Raw genomic sequence first — 20,213 nt, forward strand, 5'->3', positions numbered from 1 at the left:
CGTTCGAGGGTGGCGTGCGTTCGCAGGCTGCGATCAGCCGCCGCCCAGAGAAGTGAGTCGCGCGGGGTCGAAGGTAACACCCCTGCGCGCCATCTCGGCCACGAAGGTTGGGTCCGCGTGGTGGCGCCAGGCCGCCTTCGGCGAGGCCCGCGACAGCAGGGTCCGCGCCTGGCCCTGGCCGTCGAATTCGGAGACCGTCACGACGACGTCACCGCCTTCGGGGCGCGCCGCGACCGAGAGGACCAGATCGAAGGCGTCCCCGACCAGCGCGCCGAGCAGCCCCCGCTCGCGGCCAAAACCTCCGAGCACCAGGCCGTCCACACAGCACGCGCGGGCGGCCTCGGGGTTCGCGGCCGGGACGCTGGCGATGAATTGCTCGAGGTTGCGCTCGAAGCCCGACCACACGCTGGCCAGGCCCGAGCCCTCGGCGCGGTGGATCAGCAGCCGAGTCGCGCCCGCGTCCATGGCCAGGCGTACGGGCGCCCCCGTGAGCCCGGGCTCCGCCTCGAGCACGACCGCGCCGCTCGGTGGCGCGAGCCGGGCCCCCGTGCGGATCACCGCGAGCCGTGCCGGCTCGATGTGGGCGAGCTCGTGGGCGAGGGCCGAGAGCAGCGGCGCCCCGTCGGCGTCGTCCTCGAGGCCGACGAGCACGCTCCCGCGAGCCTTGAGCACCGCGACCAGGAGCTCGGCGAGGGCCGGCGGGAGCACCCCGTCGGCGACGAGATCGACCAGCCCGCCCGAGCCCGCCCGAGGCGGGCGCTCGATGACGACCACCGGTCCGCCCGGCGCCACGCTCTCGTGGGCGCCCCGCAGGCGCATGCCGTTGGCCAGGTGGAGGTCCAGCCAGGGCGCGTTGGCGTCCCAGCGCAGCTCCCTGCCCGTGAGCCGGCGCAGGGTCAGCGCGACGGCCTCGGGGCCCGAGTAGCCGGCAGGCAGGCGCTCACGCTTGCGCCCGCGCCCGACCCAGACCTGATGCGGCCCGCGGATCAGCATCTCCGAGACCGTGGGATCATCGAGCGCCTCGGTCAGCGGGCCGTACTCGAACAGCTCGCGCAGCAGCGCCGCGGCCTCGCTCTCCGTGTCGTCGAAGTCGAACTCCGGGTGCTGCTTGTCGATGACCGAGAGCCGCCGCTTGGCGCCGATCCGCGCAGCCTTGCGCTGCTTGTCGCTGCCCTCGGGCAGCTGCCCTTGGCCGCCGAGATCCGAGAGCATGTCCCGCAAGACCCCTGCCCGCGCGACGTAGTCTGGCGGGCTGCGGTGGAGCACCACGTCGAGGGCCGTGTCGGCCTGGACCTTGCGAGCGCGCAGCGAAGGGAAGGTCCGCGTGCGCGCGGCCTCTTCTTCCGTGCCCGCCGGCGCCGCCGACGGCACCAAGGTCGTCTGCGCCGAGGGCGTCCGCGGCTCGGCTGCGGGCGCCTCGCCTCCGTCGACGCTGGGCGGACCGCCCAGCTGGAGGCTCTCGACCACCGCCGCGGCGCCGAGGCTCGAGAGCGAGTCGATCCGCGTCGCCTCGTCGTGACCCGAGGACTCGTCCTCTTCCACTGACTCGGGCGGCTCTCCCAGGCTCGGTGGCCCACCCAGCGCCGGAGGATCTCCCAGGCTCGGCGGCGCTCCCAGGCTCGGCAGGTCTCCCAAGCTCGGCGGATCCCCCATGCTCGGCGGCCCGTCCAGCTTCCCAGGGCCGTCCATGCTCGGCGGACCGTCCAAGGCCGCGGGGCCGCCCACGCTCGGTGGCGCGTCCAGCTTCCCGGGGCCGTCCATGCTCGGCGGCCCGTCCAACTTCGCGGGGCCGCCCACGCTCGGCGGCCCGTCCATGCTAGGCGGTCCATCCAGCTTCGCGGGGCCCCCCATGCTCGGCGGACCGTCCATGCTCGGCGGACCGTCCATGCTCGGCGGTCCACCCAGCGCCGCGGGACCGTCCATGCTCGGCGGACCGTCCATGCTCGGCGGACCATCCAGCTTCGCGGGGCCGCCCATGCTAGGCGATCCGTCCAACGCCGCGGGTCCACCCATGCTCGGCGGTCCGTCCAACGCCCCGGGCCCGTCCATGCTCGGCGGTCCACCCAGCGCCCCGGGCCCGTCCATGCTCGGCGGGCCACCCAGCGCCCCAGGCCCGTCCATGCTCGGCGGTCCACCCAGCGCCCCAGGCCCGCCCATGCTCGGCGGGCCACCCAGCGCCCCAGGCCCGCCCATGCTCGGCGGTCCATCCAACGCCGCAGGACCGCCCATGCTCGGCGGCCCGTCCAGCGCCGCGGGTCCGCCCAGGCTCGGCGCCTCGTCCATGCTCGGCGCCTCCTCCTGCATCTCCTCGATCTCTTCGATCTCTTCGATCTCTTCGATCTCTTCGAGATCTTCACCCGGGCCCGCGAAGCCCCCCTCACCCGGGCGTGGAGGCCTGCGCGAATCACTGGCTTGCGACCCACCGTAGGCAGCCTCGCCGTACTGGTTGTCCCCCGCGTACTGGCCGTCCCCGTAGTGCCCGTCCTGCTGACCCCACTGGTCCTGACCCTGGCCGTGGCCCTGCCATTGGCTCGCGTCCTGACCCTGCTGGCCGTGCTGGCCCCACTGATCCTGGCCTTGGCTCTGCTGCCCCCACTGGTCCTGACCTTGGCCGTGGCCTTGCTGCCCCCACTGGTCCTGACCTTGGCCGTGGCCTTGCTGCCCCCACTGGTCCTGACCTTGGCCCTGACTTTGCTGGCCCCACTGGTCCTGGCCGTGGCCCTGACCTTGCTGACCCCACTGGTCTTGACCTTGGCCGTGGCCCTGCTGCCACTGCTGCTGCCCCTGGTCCCAGCCCTGGCCGCTCCCCTGATCCCACTGACCCTGACCCTGACCCTGCTGACCCCACTGGTCCTGGTCGTGTTGGCCCTGGCCGTGTTGGCCTTGGCCCTGATCCCAGCCCTGACCTTGCTGCTGACCCCACTGGCCCTGGCCTTGCTGACCCTGCTGATCCCAGCCCTGCTGGCCGTATCCCTGGTCGCTCCAGCCTCCGTTCCCGTACTGCCCCTCGGAGCCCGAGATCTCACCGGACACCGTACCGTGGCGCAGCGCGGCCGCCTGCTCCGGCGTCGCCATCTGCGTCGAGCCGGTCTGCACCGGCGTTTGCGCCGGCGCCGGCGGGAACGACTGGTTCCCCAGCGCGACTTCGACGCGGATGTGACAGACGTAGACCTCGTCGTGCAGGCCGATGGGCATCGTGCCCTGGATGCGCTGGCCGTTGACGAAGGTGCCGTTCGTCGAGCCGAGGTCCGTGATGTACACCTGCCCGTCGGCGCCAACTTGTAACTGTGCGTGCCGGCTCGACACGCCACGCTCCGCGAGCACGAGATCGTTGCTGGCCACCCTGCCGATGGCGACCTCCGTCCGATCGATCTCCTCGATCCGCGGGGGCTCGCTCTGAGTCGAGATCCTGATTCGCATGGCCGGTCCTACCGGCCCGAGGATGACCCGGCTGGAGCCGCGGTCCAACTGCTTTATGGTAGATTTGCGGGGTCACTTCCCCGGGCAGGGTCGAAGATCCCGCATCATGGAGCCCGCCTCGGCGGTGGGGCCTCTCTGAGCCGTCCGCGCGATGCACGACGGGTCGACGCCGCGGTGGTGGTTTTGCTTTGGGACAGTTTGGGACAGGTCCGAGGTGAGGGCCTGGGGGTTTGTTCTGTGTCGGGAGTGGGGCTGCGCGGGGATGTCGTTTTGGGGCTGGGTTGCGCGGGCTGGTCGGCGCTTGGGGTGGGGGCCAGGTTGGGCGGGTTTGTTGGCTGCGAGAGCTCGTTTGAGCCCAGTTCGGGTCATTTTTGGGGCCTGGTTCGCCTCGCTTGCCCGGGTTTGGGGCGAGTTGGGGCGCTGGTTTTTTAGCTGCGCTGGCCACCCTCCGCTCTGGTTGACTCCCCCCTGCGCCTGCTGTACCCCTAAAATCCGAAAATGCGCGCTCTGGGCAAGCTTCATCGGCCGTTTTTGAGGACGCTGAGTGTCCTCGCCCTGTCTGCGGGTCTGTGTGCCAGCAGTGGCTGCGCGAGGCGGCTCGAGCTCACACCCTCGGAGTTCGAACGCATCGAGAAGCGCGAGCAAGCCGTCGAGGCCCTGCGCGTCTACGTGAGCAAGAAGCTCGTCGTCATCTACGAAGAAGAGGACGACGCCGAGTCCTACGCGGTCAACAAGAACGTGACCGAGTCCTCGGAGGAGCGCCGGCTCAAGGTGATCACCGCCAAGAGCACCCGCGGCCTGATCATCGACACCGACAGCAAAAATGGCGCGCCGCTGCTGTGGGTGACCTTCACCTCGAGCTGCAAGGACATCAGCTGCGCCTACGGCTTCGTGCAGACCGAAGACGGCGTGTTCCGCCTCGCCGTCATCCCCCCGCGCGAGGGCTACAAGCAGCCCAAGGCCTACTACGCCCGCGAGAAGAAGCCCCTCGACCTCGGCAAGCTCAAGTCCCTGGCCGAGAAGAACGACGTCTACGTGTGGAAGAACTGGCGCGAGAAGGTCTTCACCGTGGACCTGATCATCAAGAAACGCACAGACAAGAAGCGCGACACCAACGTCATCCGCGACGAAGGCATCCACTGATGATCACCCGACGCCTCCTCCCCCTGACCGCCGCGGCCACCCTCGGCCTGCTCGCCACCGCCTGCCCCAAGAAGGCGACCGGTCCCATGCCCCTGTGCACCGCCGAGGTCGCCAGCGGCACCGCCATCGAGTCCGAGGCGCAGGAGCTCCCGCCGGATCTGTGGTTCTCGATCCTCCTCAACAACTTCGACCGCGAGAAGATGCGGCCAGAGGACGAGCCGCGCGACTGCACCGGCCGCTCCGCCATCCAACCCACCATCCCGCCCCTCGCCGACCCTGGCCCCGGCACCGAGGCCGAAGCCGAGGCCGAGGGCACCGTCGCCGGCTGCCCGATCAACAACGACCTCGAGACCGGCCGCCTCCCCGTCCGCCCGCTCACCGCCGAGGACATCGTCATCAACGAGGGCCCCGACGGCTCCAGCCTGGTCTGGGTCCAAGCCGCCCACTTCGAAGACGGCCAGGCCATCGGCCCCGTCGCCATGGTCGAGTGGACCCAAGGCGGCATCGCCGTCCGCGCCCTCGGCAACCTGCGCACCTACACCGAAAAAGCCCGCATGCGCATCGAGACCGCCGGCGGCCAGCGCCTGCTCGTCGCCGAGAGCGACAACTGCACCTTCGACGAGAAGATGTGCCAGCGGATCATGAAGCTGCTCCCGATCATCAACGATCGCTTCACCACCGTCCCGCTCAAGCGCGTCGAAGACGAGTACCACCCCGGCGGCGACTGCCTCGGCGAAGCCACCTTCGCGATGTTCGACCAGCACACCTCGGACCTCCCCGACGGCTGGATCCGCGAGTTCGAGATCGTCCGCAGCGTCAGCTTCGACGGCGAGTACCCCCTCGTCGCCGAACAGGTCGTGGTCCGCGACAAGGACCCCAACCAACCCGACGCCCCCCCGCAAGACTTCCGCGAAGCCGCCAACGACCGCCAGCTCGTCTACAAAGACCGCTACTTCGAGACCCGCGGCAGCGTCTGGGACGAGATGATCGAGAACTACGGCTCCGTCGCCCACGACGCCAGCGCCGACGCCGACGACGAGTAGCCAAACCCCGAGCTCCCCCGTCGGCTCACCTTCCCCTCGAGAAAAAGCGAGAGACCGCTCCCCGCGGCCTCTCGCTTTGCAATCTCCGCCGAGAGACTCCTCCCCTCTCCCCGAGAGCCACGTCTTCCTCCCTCCGAGAGCCACGCCTTCCTCCCTCCGAGAGACGCCCTCTCCTCCCTTCGAGAGACGCCCTCCCCTCCTCCGAGAGACACGTCTTCCTCCCTCCGAGAGACGCCCTCCCCTCCTCCGAGAGACACGATCTCTCCTTCCGAGAGATACGCTCTCCTCCCTCCGAGAGACGCGCTCTCCTCCCTCCGAGAGACGCGCTCTCCTCCCTTCGAGAGACGCGCTCTCCTCCCTCCGAGAGACGCCCTCCCCTCCCTCCGAGAGGGACACTCTCCACCATCCCTCCACGGGTCCCCCCCATCAAAGAAGCGCACAAAAGGGGCAGCAGGGGACCCCCAGAGCGAGTTTTGCGTACGCTCCCTCCTCTCGAAGCAACACCCCAGACCAACCTAGAAGTCAGCCCCCGCGACCCTCTCCAAAGTCAGCAAGCCTGTCTGAGCGCTGGGGGTCCCCTGCTGCCCCGTGCGCTGCACCGCTACCACCCACTCACCTCGCAAGAGAACAACCAGACCCCCATGAGCGGCCCCCATCACCCCCATGAGCAGCCCCCATCACCCCCATGAGCAGCCCCCATCACCCCCATGAGCAGCCCCCATCACCCCCATGAGCAGCCCCCATCACCCCCATGAGCAGCCCCCATCACCCCCCGACCTCCGTATAAGCCCGAGCAAACTCCGGCCCAAACACCAGCGCCGCAATCCCCCGATCCTCAATCACCTCCGCATACCGCTCGACAAATTTCTTCCAAGCCGCCGCCGACTTGTTCAGCCCCCCCACCCCACGCTCGATCTCCGTCGGCCGGAACTGATCCGTCAACGCCTGCACCCCCTCGACCACGCCGTTGATCAGCGCGACCTGGTGGAGCATGAAGTCGCTGTAGACCGCCGAGAGCTGCGCGTTGCGTTCGGGCCCGCCGCGGCGCCAGTCGAGCAGATAGTCGAGCACGTTGCGGGCGTCCGCCGCCGCGTGCAGCGGCGTGTACTCGCGGATCGTCCGCACGCCCATCTCCTCGCCAAAGCGCGCCTGGACGTTGCGGATCTCCACGAAGGCCTGGGCCGTCGTCTGGAGGATCTCCGCGACCCGAGCCAAGAAGGCCGCGGCCTCGTCGGCCGTACCTGGCGGATCGACCTCGGCGAGCATCATCGCCGCGAAGTTGGTGACCACGATGTTCGCGTCCTCGCCCCCGCGGCCCTCGCCGGTCGCCGGCGCCGCGAAGGGCGTCGCCCCGGGCATGTCGGGGAACTCGCGGCGCAAGAAGGCCTGGGCCGTGTCCCGGGTCGTCCGCGGCAGCGCGTCGAGGGTCTCCTCCATAGCCGCGGCGAAGCGCTCGCGCGCGGCCTGGAACTCCTCGTAGGCCGGCCGCAGCTCGCGGATCGCCCGGTGCACGCCCGAGAGATCGACGAAGCCGGTCGCCTCGGCCCCCGGGCGTCGCGGAGGCTCGGGGGCGACGCTGCCCGGCGTCGAGTCGATCATCGGCGGCGGCCCGGGTGTGCCCGGCGTCGAGTCCATCATCGGCGGCGGTCCGGGCGTGCCCGGCGTCGAGTCCATCATCGGCGGGGCGTCGAGCAGCGGCGGGGCGGCGCCCCGGTCCATGCGCGGCGGGCCGTCCATGCGCGGCGGTCCATCCATGCGCGGCGGACCGTCCATGCGCGGCGGGCCGTCCATGCGCGGCGGACCGTCTGCGCTCGGCCCTCGCCCCGTGGTCGCGTGGCGGATCGTCGCCGGCGAGTAGGGGTCGCGCTCGTGCGGGGTCCCGTCGCTGACCGCCTGGATCGGCTGCGTGGGCAGCCGCGGCGCGCGGCTGCGCACGGGCGCGCCGGCCTCGACCAACCCTGGCGGCGGCGGGAGATCGACCTCCTCGCCCTCCTCCCAGCCGAAGCTGATCTCGAGCTTGCCGATCTTGACCTGGAGGCCGTCACCGATCGGGTGGATCTGATGCGCGTTCACCCGCCGGCCCTCGACCAGCGAGCCGTTGGTCGAGCCGAGGTCCTTGAAGGTCCCCCCGCGCTCGTCGAAGTCGATCTGTGCGTGGCGGCCCGAGACGAAGCCGAAGCTCAGGCACAGCTGGTTACTGGGGTGGCGACCGATCGAGACCGGCGAGCGAAGGTATCGCTCCTTGCGGGTCCGCCCGGTCTCCGAGTCGAAGACGACAACCGAGAGCGCGCGCACGCCTAGGCCCTCCCCCGGCGACACCCGACGGAGCTCGACGCGCCACCGCTCACAGCTCCCCCTTCTCGACCATGTCGAGCGCCTGGCTGAGCGGGACGATCATCGTCGTCTCCTCCCCCTTGCCGCTCCCCTCGTCGTCGTCGAACTCGAGCCAGGCGTCGTCGCCGATGATGCTCACGCCCAGGATCGTGCCAGTCCTCGCGGACTTGGCCAAGATCAGCTCGAGTTCGAATTCCACGAGCTCGTAGGACAGCAGGTCCAGCAGCTCGCGGATCGCCAAAAACGCGTCTCCACCGGCCAAGAAGCGCTTGAGGCCCTCTTTGTCGAGGGGGCCGACGACGACCTGTGCCTTGCCCGCACGGTGCAGGCACATGTCACCGATGATCGCGCTGATTGCGAGGTTGGAGTTCTCGACCGCCAGCTTGATCTTGTGATCCTGGTCGATGTTCGCCCAGCCGCCCTGGAACTGCTTGACCGAGACCTCTGCACCATGGAGCTGGTGGCCGAGGATCTCCATGATCGCCAGCTCCACGGTCCGCGCGGTCCGAGCCGAGCTCGCCATCAAAGGCGCGATGCGCAGGAGATCGAGCGGTCGGATGTACTTGAGCGGCGGGCGGTCGTAGGTGTCGACACCGAGCGCCGCGAGCACCCGCCGCGCCCAGACCTCGTCGCCGTCGGTGGTGTGCTCCTGGGCCCACTCGTGCTTGCGCAGCGAGCGGTAGAGCAAGCTGTGCAGGCGATGGTGGAAGAGGTCGAAGAAGTCGGCCTTGGTGTTGCCGGCGTCGTCGTCGCTCGCCGCCTCACTGGCGAGGTAGGTCGGCAGCGGGCTGCTCGTCCCCGTCAGCCCGACGATGTTGAGGGTCAGGTCGAAGCGCTCGGCCTTGCCCCCGTCGATCTTGCGCCCGTCCTCGTGGACCTCGGCGGCATGCATGTCGCCGGGCTTGAAGGCCAGCGAGCGCGAGTGGCGAAAGTGGATCGCCTCCTCGTCATAGGGCCCGTCGCCGCCGACCTGCGGGGCGCCGACGGTTAACTGCTCGAGCAGGCCCACGACCACGAAGGGGTCGAAGGCGCTGGGCTCGGCCAGCAAGCGCGTCAGCCAGTCAGGCGACTCGCTCACAGGATCCTGTGGTACCCGTTCCTCGGCTCCCATCGGAATTCGATCTTCGACGGGTGCAGGCGCACCCGGAGCTCGTGAAAGGAGTTGATGCTGCAGTAGGTGGCGAGCAGCTCGTCGAGCACGATGCCGAAGAGGTGCGCGTCACCGATGCTCGCAAAGCGTGTCTCGTCGAGCTCGATGGTGGTCGCCGCCCCGCGCACGGGGGCGCCCTCGAGCATGCGGGTCACGGCCTCGAACTCCGTGGTCCGGATGGCCTCGACGCGCATCTCGTTGGCTCGCCCCGCCGGTGAGCCCGAGCCCGCCAAGAAGTTGTAGAGCGAGAGCATCAGCTTGAGGGTCTCCGGCTGGGTGACCCGCTGGCGGTTGAGGGCGAGGTGCGCGAGCAGGCGCCACTGGAGCTCACCAGCAAGCGGCGCGCGGACCGGCGGGCTGACGGCGGTGATGTTGGAGAAGGGCGGGACCGAGCTCCCGCGCACCGGCTTGCAGATGTCGCCGATCGCCAGCTCGTTGGTCAGCGCGCGGTTGGTGCACAGCAGCTCGATCGACAGGGTCTCGTCCTCGTCGACCGCCTCGACGCCGCCGCGGTTGCGATCCTTGGGCCGGGCCACGCCGATGTAGGTGTCGGTGGCCTCGTCGAGGGGCGAGCGGGCCCGCCGGAGCACGTAGTAGCCGTCGTAGTCCGAGTCCGGGCGCGTGTGCGCGAAGCTGTAGAAGTTGCTGTAGCTGCGCCGGTTGCCCCGGCCAGGGCGCACGCCGATCACGGTGCTGACGTCGTAGACCTCCATGTGCGCGGGGTTGACCCCGGCCGCGCGGATCAGGTGATCCGGGACCAGCGGGTCGAGCTTCACGGGCTCGGCCGAGACGTCGAAGATGTTGATGACCGGAGTGCAGTGCAGTCGGAAGCTGTCGTCGGTGACCGGCGAGGGCAGGTCCGGCGGGCGCTCGAACAAGAACGAGAACTCGATGTAGTCGCCGGGGAACTCGAGGCCCTCGAGGCCGAGGACGTCGATGAACAAGTACTTGCTCGGGAGCGAGAAGTACTCCTGGACGAAGCGCGAGCCCTCGGGGGCGAACTTCGGCCAGGGCATCACGGCCTCGCTCTCGCGCAGCCCGACGGGCTTGATCTGCTCGCGCCGGAGGGTCCGCATGGGATCGCTGCGCGGGACGCTGCGATCTTCGCTGCTGCGGATCTCGACGCCGGTGCAGTGGCGCAGCAGCCACAGGTGCAAGGTCGCCGCCAGCGAGTACTCGCCGGCGAGGAAGAAGCGGATGCCCTCCTCGCGCGCGACGATCGCCCGCCCCGCCTCGGTGGTCTTGAGCTTGATGCGCAGCGCCGGGCGGTTGGCCAGGGACTCGTCGTGATCGACCGAGAGCAGCTCGAGGGGCAGGAGGTCGACGTCGTAGCAGGTCTGGAACTGACAGGAGGTCCCCTCGACGGGGTTGCTGCCCACGGCGCGCCCGCGAGGGACGCTCCGGACCCCGCGCAGCGCCTTGATCTGCGGCTTGAACTCGATGATCGAGGTCGCCGGGAGCGGGCGCAGGTACTGGGGCAAGAGCAGCTCGGCGAGGCCATGGACGACCTCGGGGACCGCGTCGTCGACTCGCTCGCGGATCCGCGCCGAGAGGAAGGCGAAGCCCTCGAGCAGGCGCTCGACGTCGGGGTCATCGCTACGTTCGGACAGCAACCCGGCGCTGCTCGGGTGCGCGGCCGCGAACTCGCGACCCATCTCTCGCAGGTAGGTCAGCTCGCTCTGGTAGAACTTCGCGAACATGGTGGGGAGGCAGCCGGCAGCCGGCGGGCTCGAAGACCATACTACGTTCGCCGGGCGATGTGGTGGCCCCCCCGCGTCCTTAGGCGGCAACGCCTCGCGCCGAGGCGGCCCTCGGCGCGTCACTGGCCACGTCATCGGGCGTCCCGCGGGGGGTAGCGAAACCATCGCTCGCCCACGGTCGTGCGAGCCGGGGGCACCGGGATCGCCGCCAGACCTCGACGGCCAGGCTCGCGGAGCCGGCCGCCGGCGTTGCAGCGCGCCTCTAGCTGACCCGCACGCGACCGCCGTGGGTCATCTCGCTGCGCAGGCGGACGACCCCGCGGCGACGATCGCCGACGAGGCGCCCGGAGATCTCGAAGGTCAACACCAGCGGGTCGTCTCCAGGGACGAGGCGGACCGAGACGTTGCGCAGCCGCGGCTCGTAGCGAGCGACCGTCGCCCGGATGCTGCGCTGCATGATCTGCGCTGCCGCCGGGAAGTCGTGGATGATGTCGACGAGGTCCACGACCCCAAAACCTTCCGCCGACACGGCGTCGCCGAGCCGCGTGTTGAGCAGCGCCTGTAGGTTGCCGACGATCAGCTCGACGTCGTCGATCCCTCGAGCCGACTCGCCCGTGATGCGAGAGAGGATGCCTCGTGCGGCCATGGTTGCCCCTGCGGCGCAACGCTAGCACGAGTCGCGCGGTCGATCGCCCCCGAGCGCGCGCCGGGCTGAAACCCCTTCGGCAAACACGGGCCAAGCGCGGCCGCCCCGCTCGTCGGGCCAGCCTGGGGTTCGGGGACAATTGCCCTTCTAGACCCCTCAGACGCCAGAAAAATGGGCAGTTTGTGAATCAGGCACCGGCGCGGGCGCGCCCCCCTCCTTCGTGGGCGCGCCCGCATCGGTACCAGCCTTCGGGAACGATCGTGCTCGAGCTTCGAAGCCGAGCACAGACACCTCGCGGTCCCGGGCCCAAGCCCGAGCCTCGACTCCGGCCTCGACCCGAGACAGGCCTGTGACGAAGACCGCAGCGAGTGAAGACTCGCCGCGACTCCTGCACTGACCGCGAGCTCGCGTCGAGCTCCTCGCGTCGACCCGAGTCGAACGAGGACAACGAGCACGACCAACTCACGCACGCAGGTGCGGTGATGGGCTGGGCGTTCGTTGATCGTCGGTCGCTCATGAAGGCTCGGAAAGCATAGGCCGATGTTCCGCGATCGAGCCAGCGTTTTTTTCTGCGCGCACTTTCGACAGTTGCGAGTACCCGACCTCTGCGACGACCCGTCAGTCGGAGATGTAAAGCTTCCGCGCCGCTCGCTCCTCAGCCTTCGCTCCGCATGGCCGCCCGTGGTGGATCGCATCACGCCCTGCTAGGCTCGACCATCGAGCGCGCCGTGAACCATCCCAGTGCCAAAGCGGACCTGCGGGGTCGAGCTGACGCGGGAGAAGGTCCGCGGCGATGATCTGTGCGCGCTGCTCGGCGGTCCTCGAAACCCGCCCCGCACATTGTCCTGCGTGCGGGCACGATCCAATGGTCGCAGAGCGCTACCGCCTCGATCAGCAGGTCGCGAGCGGCAGTGCAGGCGTCGCCTTCAAGGCGACGCGCCTCGAAGACGGCTTCCTCGTTCGCATGCTCCGGCGAGATCTCGACGGCGTCGACGACGACTACCTGCTGCGCGTCAACCAGCTGCTCACCCTCGACATGCCCGGGCTCCCGCGCGCCATCGAACACTTCGTCATCGACCTCGACGGCGCGCGCTCGCTGTGGATGGTCCACGAGAACGTCCGCGGCCACAGCCTCGCCGAGCTCGACGCCCCCCTCGAAAAGGACCAGCTGCTCGCGCGCCTCGGCGAGGCGGCTGCGCTCCTCGACCCGCTCCACGCCCGCTGGCCGCCGATGATCCACGGCGCCCTGAGCCTGTCGAGCTTGCTGTGCCGCGGCAGCGATGACCGCCTGACGCTGGTCGACTTCGACCCGGTGACCACCAACCCCTCGCCGACCGTCGACATGCGCGAGCTCGGTCAGATCGCGTCGACCTTGGTCGGCAAGCGCGACGCCCAGCTCGCCCGCCAGCTCCAGCAGCTGCTCGCCAGCGTCGGCGACGCCACCGAAGCGCGCACGGCCCTGGCCACGCTCCGGCGCCTGCGCTCGACGGAGGCCTCGCCCGAGGCCAAGACCCAGCGCATGTCCAGCGACGAGCTCGCCTTCGAACTCGGCGTGGGCAGCAGCGAGGAGCTCGAGCTCGTCGACCCTGCCGCCGAGTCGGGCGTGCTCGCGGTCGCCGGCGAGTTTGGGGAGCGCCTCGCCAGCGCCAGCGGGTCGAGCATCCCCGTGCGCCGTGAGGCTCGCAAGACGCCGATCGTCCCCACCCGCAAGCGGACCAGGGCGCCCAGCAACGACGCGCCCATAATGCGCCCCGAGGAGCTCAGCCGCGAGCTGAGCGCGGCTCACCGCGTGGCCAACGAGATGCAAAAGCGCCGACGCGTGCAGGTCGAGGCCGCCAAGGTGCTGATCATCGCCTTCGTCGCCCTGGTCGTCACGCTGATCACCTTGATGGTCGTCGGCTTCGTCTGACGGCGCTGAGCCAAGTGCAGCAAACAAAGAAGGCGCCCGCCGAAGCGGACGCCCTCTCGAGAGCCGAGCGGAGGCGAGCCAGACGCCCGCCTCCACGCGCATGGATCAGTCGCGGCGGCGGCGACGGACCATGCCGAACAGGCCGAGGGCCAAGAAGGTCCCGAGCAGGCCGCGGGTCTTGTCGGCGTCGCCGTCGGCGGCGGCGCAGTTGCAGCCGTCGTCCTCGTCGATGCCGCCGGTGCCGCCGGTGTCGCCGGTGTCGCCCACGTCGTCACCCCCGTCGTCACCCACGTCGTCGCCACCGTCGGTGGTGGTCTCGCCACCCTCGTCCGTGGTGGTGGTGTCGCCCTCGTCCTCGGTGCCGCTCTCCTCGTCGCCCGAGGTGGACTCCTCGCCGTCGGAGGTCTCACCGTCGTCGCCCGTGGTGGTGTCCTCTTCCCCGTCGTCGCTCTCGTCGCTGGGGACGGGGTCGGGCTCCTGCGTCGTCGGCTCGGGGTTCTCCGAGCAGTCGTTGAAGGCGCAGCAGGGGTCGAACTCGAGGCCGCCGAAGATCTCGGCGAGGGCCGTCTCGAGGGCGTCCTGGTTGTCGGCGTCGTAGTAGCTGCTGTTGCCACCCGAGCCCCAGCCCGCCATGTTCTCGAGCTGAGCCTGCGCCGCGGCCGTGTTCACGCCGTCACCGAAGCCGATGACGTAGGTGATGATGCCGTCGTCGTACATCTCCTCGAGCTCGGCCTGGACCTGAGCGTCGGTGGAGTAGCCGTTGTACTGACCGTCGGTGATCAGGATGTTGAAGTACAGCGTCGCGTCGCTGGTCGGGTAGGTGGCCCCGTCCAGCTGGCCATCGGCGTGGTACGTGGCCTGGTTCTCCTTGATCAGCTGGAGACCGAGGTGGGTGTAGGTGCCCGAGCCGGAGCAGAAGGTCGCGCCGTCACACTTGGGCATGTGGCTGATGGTCTCCTGGTCGAAGCCAGGCGGGTCGACCAGAGAGCCGTCCTGGAAGGTCCAGGAGATCGCCGGGCCGCCCCAGGGATCCGAGCAGCCGGGCTCGACGCAGGAGGTCTCGGGGTCGAGGGCCCACGAGAAGTTGTCCTTCATGCAGGGGCCGTACTGGACGAGCAGCTTCTGCTCACCCGGCGAGGGGTCGTTGTGACCGAAGACCGACAGACCCAGGTGAGTGACGTCCTCGGCCGCGCCGATGCCGACGTCGATGTCGAAGATCGAGCTCTCGCCGGACAGCGCGGAGCGGGCCTGGTCCCAACCAGTCTCGCCCTGGGCGCCGTACATGGTGCCGCCGCTGATGTTGAGCATCGACGACGAGGCGTCGAGGAGCACCATGATGCGCGGCAGACCGCCGACGCACTCGGGCGCGACGACCGAGTCGATGATGTTCTGAACGACGTCGGCGAGCGCCTGCTGGAGGAGCTCCGGCGTGGCGCCGTCGATGGCCTCGGTGGTGCCACCAGCCGCGGCGGTCTCGTCGGCGGCCGCCTCGGCGTCGGCGTCACCGGCCACGGCGACGACGAAGGTCTGGATGTTCTGGTTGTCGTAGAGGTCGCCGGTGGTGATCGCCGGGTTTTGGGTCGAGGGCGAGAGCGTGGTGGTGCCGTCGACGCCGGTCCACGCGCCGTCGGTGAGCAGCACGTTCACGAAGGCGCGCTCGTCACCATCGTCCGGGTGATCGGCCTTGGTCTGGGCGATCTCCTCACCGACGGCAACCATGGCACCATTGGTCCAGGTGCCGATGCCGACGGAGGAGCCCAGCATGGGGTCCACGGTGTTGTTCAGCGACTCGACGATGGCCGCGCCGTTGCAGGGCAGGTACTCGTTGGCGTCGTCGTCCCACTGGACGTCGAGCGACTGGCCGTCGACGATCCCCGAGGTCTCGTTGGTGATCGTCGTGCCCTCGGACGCGGGGGCCGGGTCGTGGCCGAAGCGCATCAGCGCGAGGTGCGTGTTCTGGCTCAGGAAGCTACCCGGCTGGGTAATCTGCTGGACCGCGGCAACGGTGACCTGCCAGCGCGACAGGTTGTTGTCCACGTCCCAAATCTCGTTCATGGACGTGGAGTAGTCCATGACGAACATGACGTTGGGCTTCTTGAAGGTGCACATGCCCTCGTCGGGGCAGTCGTCACCAGCGAGAGCCGGCTCTTCGTGGGAGCCAATAGCAAAAGCAAGACCGATACCGGCAAGGAGCCCGACTTGGAGCCCGATGCGAGTCCATGATGATCCCAGGAGTCGTTTCATGTGGTTTTAATCCCGTCTCTGATGCCGCCCCCTCGAGTCGCACGGGAGGCTCTGCACTAAGTGGAAGCCTCGAGACATCGCGGGCGGAAGTTTCTGCCGGCGAGTCTACCGGTGCGCTGGTCGTGAAAGCTGATACTCTAGAGATGCCACCGTGTGCATAGTCACGAAATCGCGCCTGCCTGGCCTCCAGTGTCTGATCGCTGCTGCGCTGCTGCTCACGGCCTGCCCAGAAGACGCTCCCCTCGTGCCGGCCCCCGGAGACAACATCGGAGAGCTCCCCGGCCCCACCTCTGGACCCGTCACGGGCTCGGCCTCGGGCTCGGGTGCCGACACGGACACCGGCGACGAACCCGATCTACCGACCAACTGCGATCCCCTGGCCGATCCCAGCGAAGAATGTGGCGAGGGGCAAGAGTGTGACCCGGCCACCCTGGCCTGCACCCAGGCTACCGGCCAAGGAGATCTCGACGAAGCCTGCGAGGACGAGGACGACTGCCTCGCCGGCCTGGCCTGCGCCCAGGGGGTCTGCTCGGCGCTGTGTGACGCCGAGCTCGTCTCACCCGAGCCCGGCAGCCTCGGCGCCTGCGCGGAGGATCTGCTCTGCATCGCCACCGACGCGCCGCTGCCCGGGCTGTGTCGCGCGCCCTGCTCGCTCGTGGATCAGCTGTGCACGGACGTCGACTTCTCCTGCAACCGCGGGACCGTCGAGGGGGCGGTGCAGGCCGTGTGCACGCCAAACCCCGGCACGGGCCTGAGCGCCGACGCCTGCGAGGTCGACGAAGACTGCGAGCAAGGTCTGCTGTGCACCCCCGTGGAGGAGCACAGCGTGACGTGCAACAACGACGCCGCCCAGTGCTGCACCGAGATCTGCGACGCGCTGCTGCTGCCCTGCTACGGGCTCGAGCCGATCTGCTACGCCCTCGGCATCTCGGGCCAGGAAGACGCAGGCTACTGCGGCGCCCTGTGACGGGCGCGGCCCCTCACTCGACGCGCTCGCGCGTCGGCGTGCCGAGGCCGATCGTCGCGAACTCTTCGAGGTAGCGCGGCGAGCTCGTTGAAAGATCGATGATCGACAGCGAGCTCTCCGCAGTGTTCGCGACGATCAACCACTCTCGCGCGGCGTCGATCACCAGCTCGTTGGGCCCGTCGCCCACGGCCACCGTGGCCACGACGGCGAACACCCCGAGATCCACGAAGGCGACCTCGTCGCTGCCGTAGCAGGAGACCGCCGCCAGCTCCGGACCCGCGGCGCCGCTGAGCGCCGGGCGGTGGACCACGAGCAGGTTGGGGTTGGCGCACAGGCCCACGGAGGCCATCACCTCGAGCGCCGGGGCCCCGTCGGCGTCCAGGCTCGTGTCGACGCGGCTGAGGGTCGGCGGGCTGGTCTGCACGACCAGCAGGCGCTCCCCCTGCTCGGGGTCTTCGAAGCGCACGCCCCCCATGATCGGCTTCGAGCCAACGAGCGAGGTGTTGGGCACGCCGATCTCGGCCTCCTCACCGCCGAGCAGCACGTCGAGGCCCGGGGCGACTCGGAAGCTCCGCAGGCCGCTGTAGTAGCGCTGCGAAGCCAGCAGGTAGGGCCGGCTGCAGCCCAAGCTGGCCTCCGGCGCGTTGTCACTGTCCACGTCGCAGGCCCGCTGCGCGACGGCGTAGCCGCCACCGAGGCCGGCCCCGTTCTCACGGAAGAATTGCTCGAACACGTCGACGACCTCGGGGCCGCGCGCGCCGTCGAGGTCCAGCAAGGTCAGCCGCCTGCCGAGCAGGTGGGGCAGGTAGGCGAAGCGAAAGCCCTGGTCGTCGACGCGGACATGCGCGGGCTCGTCGGTCACCGCGAGCTGGTGCTCGGCGTCGCAAAAACGCAGCGGACCCTGGCCGCAGTCGAAGCGCAGGTCCTCGCCAGCTTCGGCGCCAAAGCCTGGGCCGTAGGCGTCGACCCAGCTCAACGCGGTGTCGATCCGCGAGGGGATCAGCAAGCGCAGCGGGCCGTCCTCGCCGCGCGGACGATCGAGGGCGATGTTGCCCGCCCCCGAGGGGATGCGCAGGCCGAGCTCGGGGTCGAGGAGCAGGCCCTCGTCGCACTCGCTGCGCGGATCTTCGGCGTGGGCGCGACAGGCCCGACCGCGCGCGAGAGACGAACCCGCCGCGGCCGGATCGTCGAGGGACTGCTCGAGGGCGTCGAGATCCACGGCCAGGAGCACGCTCGAGTTCGCGGCGCGGTCCAGGTTGCCGTTGGTCACGAACAGCCACTGCTCCCCGGGGCTGAGCGCCAGGCCCGTGGGCAGATTCAGGGCATCGGTCGCCGCGCTCTCGGGGTCTCGGGTGCAGCCCAGGGCGAGCCACAGCGCGGCGCCTGCCCAACGCACCCGCCCCCAACGCACCCGCAGCAGCCGAGGCATGACCACAGTCTGCCACGAGTCGCGCAGCGCTTCATCAGCACATCGCGCGCCCGCGTCACAGCCCCTGCGCGAAGGCCTGCGGCGCCACCGACCACGCCGCTCCCAGAGCGATCAGGGCCGCCGCTGCCCGCAGCCCTGGGAGCACGGCGGCGATCAGCGTCGCCGAGGGCTCCGGCCCGCGAGCCAGCGCGCCGACCACCAGATCCACCAGCGCGCGGGTCAGCAGCACCGGCGTGGCGAGAGCCACCGCCAGCACGCTGGCCTCGACGACCGCAGGCAGCAGCGCCGCGCGGCCGAGCTCGAGGCTCAGCGCCCAGCGCTGCGGGGCGCCGAGCTCGAAGCGAGCGAAGAGCCCCAAGCCAGCGCGCAGCGCCGGGACGTGCACGCCGAGGCTCAAGCCCGCGGCCAGGGACGCCGCGATCAGGGCGGTCGCCAAGCTGCCCTGCCCCTCGCCTGCGCCCACCCCCAAGCCCGCTTCACTCTGGCCGGCGGCCCCGATCAGCGCCCAGCCACCGAGCGCGCCGATCAGCCCGAGCACGCCGCCCAAGAGCAGCTCGAAGCCCACGGCCACGCCAGCGCCGAGCAGGCTCGCGGGCAGCTCGGGCACCTCGGCCGAAGCGCTCAACGCAGGCCCGAGCGCCAAGCTCACGGCCAGCGCCGCCGCGCACCACTCCCAGCGTCGGCCCAAGATCGCCCGCCAGCTCGGCTGAACCCGCAGCAGCGCCCAGAGTCGCGCGCTGGCCAGCCCCCAGCGCCACAGCACGACCACGCTCACCGCCGCGAGCCCTCGCCCCCCACTTCATCCCCGCCCCCCACTTCATCCCCGCCCCCCACTTCATCCCCGCCACCCACTTCATCCCCGCCACCCACTTCATCCCCGCCATCCCAACCCTGGCCACGAGCGTCGCCCCTGCGCTCATCTTCGCCCCCGGCCAGCGACCAGCTGCGCGCGGCGAAGTCCAAGGTCGCGTCGCGCAGGCCCTCGGCGAGGGCCACGAGCACCGCGAGCACGGCCAGCGCCCTGGCGATCTGAGCCAGGGCCTGGTCCCGCAGACCGAGCGCGCTCATCAGCCCGCCGACCACCAGCGCGACGGCAGCCGCGACCACCCACAGCGGCAGCGCCCAGTCGAGGACCAGGGCGAAGGCTTCGCGCAGCGACCAGCCGAGCGCGTCGACCTCGCTCACTGGTAGCCCTCGATCAACCCGACGATGACCAGCTGCCAGCCGTCCGCGGCCAGGAAGAGCAACAGCTTGGCCGGCAGCGCGAGCACCGAGGCGGGCGTGGTCTGGAGCCCGAGCAAGCTGATCACCTGGGCCGCGAGCAGATCCACGACCACGAAGGGCAGCAAGACCATCACCGCCAGGCGCAGGCCCTCGGCGAGCTCGCCGACCAAGAACGCAGGGACCAGCGCAGCGGGGTCTTCGGCCGCGCGCCCGGTCAGCGCCACGAAGCGCTCGAGCTCCCGGGCGTCGACGTGCTCGCGCAAGAACACCCACAGCGGCTCGAGCAGCGCGGCCCAGTCGAGCTGACCGCCCTCACCGACCCGCTCGAGCTCCATGGCGCTCAGCTCGAGCACCGGGGCCATCGCCAGCGCCGTGACCACGAGGGCGAGCGCCAGCATCGAGGCCGCCGGCAGCAGGCGCTCGGCGCCCAGGCCGTGGCGGAGCGCGGCGAGCACGATCGAGACCTTGGTGAAGGCCGTGCAGGCCGCGAGCAGCAGGGGGATGGCCGCGAGCAGCAGCCAGGTGCTCGCGCTGGCAGGGAGTCCGAGCTCGGCGAGGCGCTCAGCGCCCACCCTGCCCTCGACCGCCCCGCATCGTCAGCGCCGCGCCCAGGCTGCGCAGGCCCTCGACCCAGCCGGGCCGCTCGCCGCCGGACACCTCGGCCTCCGCCTGCGCCGGGCCGAGCTCCGCGAGCAAGCGCGGCGCCCCGCTGGGGCCGGTACCCACCAGCAGGCGCTCGTTGCCGATCTCGATCACGTGAACCGCGTGCTGACCCGTGAGCGTGAAGCTCCGCTCGCTGCGAGAGCCCGCCGGCAAGCCCGGGCTCTGGAGCCGCCTGGTCAGCCACGACAGGCCAACGAAGAGCCCGGCGAGCACGACGCCCACGGAGGTCAGAGGATCGAGGCTAGCGAGGCCGAGCAGCGTAGTGAGCATGGTCTGGGTCCGTGGTCACCATACACATCCGGCACACGAGGCCGAATTTTCAACCAAACAGAGAAGCCGAC

The 20,213-nt window shown here is 70.2% G+C and carries 15 protein-coding genes; 4 read left to right on the forward strand and 11 right to left on the reverse strand.

All coding sequences use genetic code 11. The annotated features are described in order from the left end of the window. Positions 1 to 33 precede the first annotated feature (33 nt). Positions 34 to 3,420 carry an FHA domain-containing protein gene (locus tag G6O69_RS02985; protein WP_172302014.1) on the reverse strand — a complete coding sequence of 1,129 codons (3,387 nt, stop codon included), beginning with the start codon at positions 3,418 to 3,420 and terminating at the stop codon, positions 34 to 36. Positions 3,421 to 3,918: 498 nt separating this feature from the next. Here G6O69_RS02985 and G6O69_RS02990 point away from each other — a divergent pair, with 498 nt between their 5' ends. Together G6O69_RS02990 and G6O69_RS02995 are read left to right on the forward strand one after the other, a co-directional pair. Beyond that, positions 3,919 to 4,563, forward strand: coding sequence for a hypothetical protein (locus G6O69_RS02990; RefSeq protein ID WP_172302015.1), 645 nt, complete (start codon positions 3,919 to 3,921; stop codon positions 4,561 to 4,563). Next, entirely contained in the window at positions 4,563 to 5,606 is a 1,044-nt protein-coding gene (locus tag G6O69_RS02995) for a hypothetical protein (RefSeq protein WP_172302016.1), read from the forward strand. The genes G6O69_RS02990 and G6O69_RS02995 overlap by 1 nt, the downstream gene beginning before the upstream one ends. A gap of 765 nt (positions 5,607 to 6,371) precedes the next feature. Here G6O69_RS02995 and G6O69_RS03000 read toward each other — a convergent pair. From G6O69_RS03000 to tssE, 4 genes are all read right to left on the reverse strand, one after another. After that, a complete protein-coding gene (locus G6O69_RS03000; RefSeq protein ID WP_172302017.1) occupies positions 6,372 to 7,901 on the reverse strand; it encodes an FHA domain-containing protein in 1,530 nt (509 codons plus the stop codon). Positions 7,902 to 7,950: 49 nt separating this feature from the next. After that, positions 7,951 to 9,018 carry a type VI secretion system baseplate subunit TssG gene (tssG, locus tag G6O69_RS03005; RefSeq protein WP_172302018.1) on the reverse strand — a complete coding sequence of 356 codons (1,068 nt, stop codon included), beginning with the start codon at positions 9,016 to 9,018 and terminating at the stop codon, positions 7,951 to 7,953. Beyond that, on the reverse strand, positions 9,015 to 10,790 hold the full coding sequence (tssF, locus tag G6O69_RS03010; RefSeq protein ID WP_172302019.1) for a type VI secretion system baseplate subunit TssF: 1,776 nt from the start codon (positions 10,788 to 10,790) through the stop codon (positions 9,015 to 9,017). The genes tssG and tssF overlap by 4 nt, the downstream gene beginning before the upstream one ends. A 262-nt stretch (positions 10,791 to 11,052) precedes the next feature. Then, positions 11,053 to 11,436 (reverse strand): type VI secretion system baseplate subunit TssE, encoded by a 384-nt coding sequence (tssE, locus tag G6O69_RS03015; protein WP_172302020.1) that lies wholly within the window; start codon positions 11,434 to 11,436, stop codon positions 11,053 to 11,055. Positions 11,437 to 12,301: 865 nt separating this feature from the next. Between tssE and G6O69_RS03020 the strand changes: the two genes are divergently transcribed. After that, entirely contained in the window at positions 12,302 to 13,345 is a 1,044-nt protein-coding gene (locus G6O69_RS03020) for a hypothetical protein (RefSeq protein WP_172302021.1), read from the forward strand. 105 nt (positions 13,346 to 13,450) lie between these two features. Here the strand turns inward: G6O69_RS03020 and G6O69_RS03025 are convergent, their stop codons facing one another. Beyond that, entirely contained in the window at positions 13,451 to 15,589 is a 2,139-nt protein-coding gene (locus tag G6O69_RS03025; protein WP_255215682.1) for an MYXO-CTERM sorting domain-containing protein, read from the reverse strand. Between the two features lie 151 nt (positions 15,590 to 15,740). Here G6O69_RS03025 and G6O69_RS03030 point away from each other — a divergent pair, with 151 nt between their 5' ends. Further along, positions 15,741 to 16,556, forward strand: a complete 816-nt coding sequence (locus G6O69_RS03030; RefSeq protein WP_172302023.1) for a hypothetical protein — start codon at positions 15,741 to 15,743, stop codon at positions 16,554 to 16,556. A 13-nt stretch (positions 16,557 to 16,569) separates the two neighbouring features. Here the strand turns inward: G6O69_RS03030 and G6O69_RS03035 are convergent, their stop codons facing one another. The 5 genes from G6O69_RS03035 to G6O69_RS03055 are packed head-to-tail and all read right to left on the reverse strand — an operon-like array spanning position 16,570 to position 20,142. After that, complete coding sequence (locus G6O69_RS03035) at positions 16,570 to 17,985, reverse strand: hypothetical protein (RefSeq protein ID WP_172302024.1); 1,416 nt, start codon at positions 17,983 to 17,985, stop codon at positions 16,570 to 16,572. 55 nt (positions 17,986 to 18,040) lie between these two features. Continuing rightward, positions 18,041 to 18,760, reverse strand: a complete 720-nt coding sequence (locus G6O69_RS03040; RefSeq protein WP_172302025.1) for a hypothetical protein — start codon at positions 18,758 to 18,760, stop codon at positions 18,041 to 18,043. Further along, the gene (locus G6O69_RS03045) at positions 18,757 to 19,170 is read right to left on the reverse strand and encodes a flagellar biosynthetic protein FliQ (protein WP_172302026.1); all 414 of its coding nucleotides are present in this window, start codon (positions 19,168 to 19,170) and stop codon (positions 18,757 to 18,759) included. The genes G6O69_RS03040 and G6O69_RS03045 overlap by 4 nt, the downstream gene beginning before the upstream one ends. Further along, positions 19,167 to 19,781, reverse strand: coding sequence for a hypothetical protein (locus tag G6O69_RS03050; protein ID WP_172302027.1), 615 nt, complete (start codon positions 19,779 to 19,781; stop codon positions 19,167 to 19,169). Before G6O69_RS03050 ends, G6O69_RS03045 begins: the two co-directional genes overlap by 4 nt. Beyond that, positions 19,771 to 20,142 carry a flagellar biosynthetic protein FliO gene (locus G6O69_RS03055; protein ID WP_172302028.1) on the reverse strand — a complete coding sequence of 124 codons (372 nt, stop codon included), beginning with the start codon at positions 20,140 to 20,142 and terminating at the stop codon, positions 19,771 to 19,773. The genes G6O69_RS03050 and G6O69_RS03055 overlap by 11 nt, the downstream gene beginning before the upstream one ends. Between the last annotated feature and the right edge of the window lie 71 nt (positions 20,143 to 20,213).

Source organism: Pseudenhygromyxa sp. WMMC2535, from assembly GCF_011083025.2.

Excerpts from the sequence above, each read along its gene's own strand:
- G6O69_RS02985 (WP_172302014.1), bottom strand. The coding sequence starts at position 3,420 with ATGCGAATCAGGATCTCGACTCAGAGCGAGCCCCCGCGGATCGAGGAG.
- G6O69_RS02990 (WP_172302015.1), top strand. The coding sequence starts at position 3,919 with ATGCGCGCTCTGGGCAAGCTTCATCGGCCGTTTTTGAGGACGCTGAGT.
- G6O69_RS02995 (WP_172302016.1), top strand. The coding sequence starts at position 4,563 with ATGATCACCCGACGCCTCCTCCCCCTGACCGCCGCGGCCACCCTCGGC.
- tssF (WP_172302019.1), bottom strand. The coding sequence starts at position 10,790 with ATGTTCGCGAAGTTCTACCAGAGCGAGCTGACCTACCTGCGAGAGATG.
- tssE (WP_172302020.1), bottom strand. The coding sequence starts at position 11,436 with ATGGCCGCACGAGGCATCCTCTCTCGCATCACGGGCGAGTCGGCTCGA.
- G6O69_RS03020 (WP_172302021.1), top strand. The coding sequence starts at position 12,302 with ATGGTCGCAGAGCGCTACCGCCTCGATCAGCAGGTCGCGAGCGGCAGT.
- G6O69_RS03025 (WP_255215682.1), bottom strand. The coding sequence starts at position 15,589 with ATGAAACGACTCCTGGGATCATCATGGACTCGCATCGGGCTCCAAGTC.
- G6O69_RS03035 (WP_172302024.1), bottom strand. The coding sequence starts at position 17,985 with ATGCCTCGGCTGCTGCGGGTGCGTTGGGGGCGGGTGCGTTGGGCAGGC.
- G6O69_RS03055 (WP_172302028.1), bottom strand. The coding sequence starts at position 20,142 with ATGCTCACTACGCTGCTCGGCCTCGCTAGCCTCGATCCTCTGACCTCC.